5 protein-coding genes are annotated in these 5,446 nt (G+C 74.9%); 1 reads left to right on the top strand and 4 read right to left on the bottom strand.

Annotated features, from left to right (window positions below; translation table 11 throughout):
* On the top strand, window positions 1-785 hold a 785-nt coding region (locus B0E53_RS32740; protein ID WP_246835714.1), incomplete at its 5' end, for a LuxR family transcriptional regulator.
* A gap of 47 nt (window positions 786-832) precedes the next feature.
* Here B0E53_RS32740 and B0E53_RS32735 read toward each other — a convergent pair.
* The 4 genes from B0E53_RS32735 to B0E53_RS32720 form a co-directional block, all read right to left on the bottom strand.
* Window positions 833-2,233, bottom strand: a complete 1,401-nt coding sequence (locus tag B0E53_RS32735) for a glycosyltransferase (protein ID WP_107079497.1) — start codon at window positions 2,231-2,233, stop codon at window positions 833-835.
* A gap of 13 nt (window positions 2,234-2,246) precedes the next feature.
* Window positions 2,247-3,083 (bottom strand): ABC transporter permease, encoded by an 837-nt coding sequence (locus tag B0E53_RS32730; protein WP_107079496.1) that lies wholly within the window; start codon window positions 3,081-3,083, stop codon window positions 2,247-2,249.
* Window positions 3,080-4,108: an ABC transporter ATP-binding protein gene (locus B0E53_RS32725; RefSeq protein ID WP_107079495.1), complete on the bottom strand. Its 1,029-nt coding sequence runs from the start codon at window positions 4,106-4,108 to the stop codon at window positions 3,080-3,082. The genes B0E53_RS32730 and B0E53_RS32725 overlap by 4 nt, the downstream gene beginning before the upstream one ends.
* A gap of 96 nt (window positions 4,109-4,204) precedes the next feature.
* Window positions 4,205-5,446 (bottom strand): alpha/beta fold hydrolase (locus tag B0E53_RS32720; protein WP_146167865.1); only part of this gene is annotated, 1,242 nt, incomplete at its 5' end.

Here is a 5,446-nt window from a genome sequence, read left to right as displayed (position 1 = left end):
CGGGCGCCTTCCGCACCCCGCTCGGCCTGCACTACCTGGCCGCCCGGGCCCGGCACCACCTGGCGCTCGGCCGGGCCCACGCGGCCACCGCCGACCTGCGCCGCTGCGGCGAGCTGATGCGCGCCTGGGGCGCCGACGTGGCCGGGCTGGTGCCGTGGCGGCTGGAGCTGGCCCGGGTGCAGTTCGCGGTGGGCAACAAGGCGCACGCCACCCAACTGCTCCAGGAGCAGCTGCGCGTGCCGTACGGGGTGGACGAGCGGACCCGCGGCCGGACGCTGCGGTTGCTCGCCACCACCGCCGCCCCCGACCACCGGCGCAAGCTGCTCTCCGAGGCGGTCAACCTGCTGCAGGGCTGCGGCGACCGGCTGGAGCTGGTCCGGGCGCTCGGCGACACCGGCCAGACGCTGCAACGGGCGGGCGACTCGGCACAGGCCCGGCTGCTGGTGCGCAGGGCGTACCAGCTGGCCCAGGACTGCGGGGCGTCGGTGCTCGCCCAGCGGTTGGTGCGGCGGGACACGGGCGGGCTGCCGGCCGCACCGCCGGTCGAACCGGTGGAGCCGGAGGACGGGCTGAGCGAGGCCGAGCGGCGGGTGGCCGCGCTGGCCGCGCAGGGGCACACGAACCGGCAGATCTCCAGCAAGCTGTTCATCACGGTGAGCACCGTGGAGCAGCACCTCACCCGGGTCTATCGCAAGCTGGACGTCAAGCGCCGCACCGACCTGCCCGCCCGGCTGGTCGCGTACGCGGAGCCCCTTCCGGAGGAGCTGCAGAGCGCGGCGTCCTGAGTGGCCGGACCGGGGGCGGCGCATGGCGCCGCCCCCGGTCCGTGGGCTCAGCTCGCGGCCTTGGCGAAGGTACGGCCAGCCGCCCTCTCGTCGCACAGCCGCAGCACCAGGTCCGCGGCCGCGGTCACGCCGCCGGCCCGGCGCAGGCACCCCCGCCACAGCTCGGCGCGCTCGCGGAAGGTCGGCTCGGTCAGCAGCCGGCGCAGCTTGCCGGTGACGTCGTCGACGTCGAGCGGGTCCTCGTGCTCGACGGCCAGCGCCACCCCCGCGTCGACCACCCGGACCGCGCCGTCGTGGCAGTCGAACCAGAACGGCATCACCAGCTGCGGCACCCCGAACCAGGCCGCCTCGTGGATGGCGTTGGCGGCGGCGTGGTTGAAGAACGCCCGCACGTGCGGGTGGGCCAGCACCTCGACCTGCGAGGGCAGCCACGACTCGACCCGCAGGTTGGCCGGCAGCTCGTCGGCCGGCGGCAGGAACCGGTGCCGGTCGGCGGGCAGCTTCCACAGCACGTGGTGCTCCGGCGCGAGCCGGGCGGCCACCTCGACCAGGGCGGCCACCTGGGCCGCCGACGGGCGCATGATGGTGCCGAATCCGACGTAGACCACCGAGTCGTGGGCGTCGAGCCAGGCGCGCAGCTCGGCGCCCTCGGGGCTCGGGACGATCTCGCGGGGCACCATCGAGCCGACCATGCGCAGCGTCGCCGGGGCGGTGTCGAACGGGTACTCCAGCCCGAACACCGTGTACGCGAGCAGCGCCTCCGCGGCCTCGGCGTACTGCGTCGGGCGCAGTTCGGTGTTGCTGATCCCAGCGGCCCGGCGCCGCTCGGCGGCCGCGGTGCCGCGAGCCAGCCGCTCCGGCTCGGTCAGCGCCGCCACCAGCGCCGCCCGGAAGCGGGCGTTGGCCGCCCGCTGGCTGGCGTTCATGGCCAGCGGCAGCCCGGACAACGGCATCGGGTACGCCGGCGGCAGGCTGTCCTGCAGGAAGTTCGACGGCGGCACCGAGACGCTGATGACGAACGGGACGCCCCGGGCGGTCATCGCGTCCAGTCCGAACGAGGCAAACGAGTCCACCACCGCCAGCACCGGCCGCTCCCCGTCGACCACGGCGAGGCAGCGCTCGTAGAGCTGGTGCAGGTAGTCGTAGTCCGCCGAGGTGTCCACGTAGCTGGCGAAGTTCTCCACCCGCGAGCCGGCCGACATGCGCCGGTGCGTCTCGTCGTCCCAGTGCTCGGGGCGGACCTCCAGGCGGGGCGGCCCGAGCGGGACGAACCGCAGGTCGCCGTCGCCGGGGAGCGCCTCGATGTCGGCCCGCCGCTCGTCGGTGCAGGCGAACCGGACCGGCCGGCCGCCCCGGCGCTTCAACTCGCCGGCCAGGGTCAGCAGCGGGTTGAACAGCCCGGCGCTGCCGGAGCTGACGAGCAGCAGCGGTGCCTCGTCGACGGTCATCGCGCCCGGGCCCCTAGTCCATCGCGCGGCGCAGGAAGCCGCGGATGCCGAGGGCGGTGAACAGCACGAACACCCCGGCGAGCACGAGCAGGTCCAGCCAGAGCGGCACCGACTCGACGCCCGGCGGGGCGACCAGCGAACGGGTCGCCTCGCTCACGTAGGTTAGCGGGTTGATCGCGCAGATCACCTGGAACCAGGGCAGGGAGTCCAGCGCCCGCAGCGGGAACTGGGTGGCGCCGGTGAACATCAGCGGAGTCATGGTCACCGTGAACAGGATCTGGATGCGGTGCGGCGGGACGAGGGTGCCGAAGGTCAGGCCCATGGCCGCGCCGACCAGCGCACCGACCGCCAGCACGCCGACCACCGGCAGCAGGGTCGACAGCGGCCAGGTGACGCCCAGGATCAGCATGCCGACCGGGATCAGCACCAGGCCGGCGATCAGGCCGCGGACCGCCCCGAAGACGATCTTCTCGAAGGCGACCAGCGGGATGGCCATCGGCGACAGCAGCCGGTCCTCGATCTCCCGGGTGAACGAGAAGTCCATCACCATCGGCAGGGCGGTGTTCTCCAGGCCGATCAGGAACGCGTTGAGCGCGATCACGCCGGGCAGCAGCACGTTGGCGAAGTCGTCGCTGGCGTACCCGAGGTCCTTGAGCACCTTGCCGAAGATCAGCAGCATGAACAGCGGCTGGAGGAAGACCTGGGCCAGGAACGCGCCCAGCTCCCGGCTCGTGACGAAGAGGTCGCGCCAGAGCACCGCCCGGAAGCTGGCGAGCTGGTCCCGGGCTCGTACCGGCGGGGGCGGGACGACGGCCGGCGCGGCCGGTGCGGCGGGGGCGGTGACGCTCACCGAAGTTCCCTTCCGGTCAGGTGGATGAAGACGTCCTCCAGGCTGGGCTGGCCGACGCTGAGGTCGCGTACCTCGCAGCCGAGGTCGGTGAGGATCTTCAACGCCATCGGTACGGCGTTGGCCGGCGCGCCGGCGGTGTAGACCCGGAAGGACAGCGGCGCGTCCGGGTCCGCGGGCGGTTCCGGCATGGGAGGCATCCCCGGGAACATCGGCATCTCGGCCGGCCCGCCGGCGCGCAGCCGCTCCACCCGCTCGACGTCGGGTACGGCGGCCAGCGCGGCCTGCACCTCCTCGGCGGGGGCGCCGGCGGCCACGACCAGGGTCAGGGTGCTGCTGCCCGGCAGGGTCCGGGTCAGCGCGGCCGGGGAGTCCAGGGTGAGCAGCTTGCCGTGGTCGACGATGCCGACCCGGTCGCAGAGCTTCTCCGCCTCCTCCATGTCGTGCGTGGTCACCACGACCGTGACCCCGGCACGCCTCAGCTCGGCGATCCGGTCGTGCACGAACAGCCGGGACTGCGGGTCCAGGCCGCTCGACGGCTCGTCGAGGAAGAGCACCCGGGGCGCGTGCATCAGCGCCCGGGCGATCATGGCGCGCTGCGCCAGGCCGCCGGAGAGGAAGTCGGTGCGGGCGTTCGCGAAGTCCTTGAGCCCCATCTGCTCCAGCAGCTCGTCGGCCCGCCGGACCCGCTGCGCCCGGGACACCCGGTGGTAGGCGGAGTGGAACAGCAGGTTCTGCCGGACGGTGAGCGCCCGGTCCAGGTTGACCCGCTGCGGCACCACCGCCAGCAGCTGCCGGGCCACGGCCGGCGCCCGCGCCACGTCCGCGCCGCACACCACGGCGCGGCCGGAGGTGGCGCGTACCCGGGTCGTCAGCACCCCGATCGTCGTGGTCTTGCCGGCGCCGTTCGGCCCGAGCAGACCGAAGACCTCGCCGGCGGCCACGGAGAAGCTCAGTCCCTCCACCGCCGGCGGCATGTCGGGCCGGTACCGCTTGACCAGCCCATCGACCACCACTGCCTCGTCCACGTCGTCATGCTCCCGTCCTCGTCCCGGAATGGGACAGTTGTCGTCGCTGCGATAGGGGGCGCTAGGGGCAGGCCAGGGGCGGGCACGCCGCCGGCCTCACAGCCCCCGCGCGGTCAGCCATTCGTCCACGGTGGCCGCGAGTTCCGGGCCACGCTCGCCGACCATGGTGAAGTGGTCGCCGGCCGCGTCCCGCGCCTCGTGCGGGTACGGCCACACCGACCGCCAGCCGTCCGGTTCCCCGGTCCACTCCCCCAGCGGCTCGCTGGCCCGGACCAGCAGCGTCGCGGACTCCATCGGCGCGGGCCGCCAGTCCAGGAACAGGGGCAGGTAGCCGGCCCACGCGGTGGCCCGGTGGTCGTCCATCGGGGTGTACGCGCTGTCCCGCTCGACCATCCCGTCGAGCAGCTGCGCGGTCCAGCCGCCGAGCACCTCGCTGCCGGGCGGGTAGGTGTCCATGAGCACCACGGCGGCCGGCGGCCGGCCCTGCCGCTCCAGCTCGCGCGCGAGCACGTTGGCCACCATGGCGCCGCCGGAGTGGCCGGCCAGCACGAACCGGCCGGCGCCGACGGTGCGCAGCACGGTGTCGGCGTGCACCCGCAGCAGCGCGTCGAGGTCCGCGGGCAGCTCCTCGCCGGCCCCGAAGCCGGGGTTGGGCAGCGCCCACACGTCCCGCCGGCCGCGCAGCCCGGCGGCGAGGCGGGCGTACTCGTGCGGGCCGGAGAGCAAGGACATGGTGCAGCAGCACACCACCGGGGCGCCCGGTCCGTCGGCCAGGCGCAGGATGCCGGCCGGGCGGGTGAGCTGCGCCGGCTCGGTGAAGCTCGGGCGGAACTGGGCGAGCTTCACCAGCAGCTCGGCGTACCCGGCGGCGTCGGCGCGCGCCTTCGGTTCGCGGAACAGCCCGCCGAGGATGCCGCCCCCGCCCTCCGGGGCGCCCGCCGCCGCCGGGACGGCCCCGGCCTCCGCGCCGAGGAGGTGGCCGAGCAGGTGCCCGGCCAGCGCGATCGGGGTGGGGTGGTCGAAGAGCAGGGTGGCGGACAGCTCCGCCCCGGTCTCCTGGCGCAGGGCGTCCCGCAGTTCCAGCGCGGTGAGCGAGTCGAAGCCCAGCTCCAGGAAGTCCCGGTCGGGTTCGACGGCGCCCGGTCCGGCATGCCCCAGGACGGTGGCCGCGTGCGCCCGGACCAGGTCCAGCAGGATCCGCTGCCGGTCCCCGGCGGGTACGCCGGCCAGCCGGTCGCGCAGCGCGCGGGCCGGGTCGGTCACCGGGCCGCGGTCCTCGGCGACCCCGTCGAGGACCGCCGCGGCGTCGGGCACGCCGCGCAGCAGCGGGGCGGGCCG

The sequence above is a fragment of the Micromonospora sp. MH33 genome (genome assembly GCF_003013775.1).
Taxonomy (GTDB): domain Bacteria; phylum Actinomycetota; class Actinomycetes; order Mycobacteriales; family Micromonosporaceae; genus Micromonospora; species Micromonospora fulviviridis.
The sequence above is the reverse complement of the archived record's forward strand: the minus strand, read 5'-3'. Positions and strand labels throughout refer to the sequence as shown.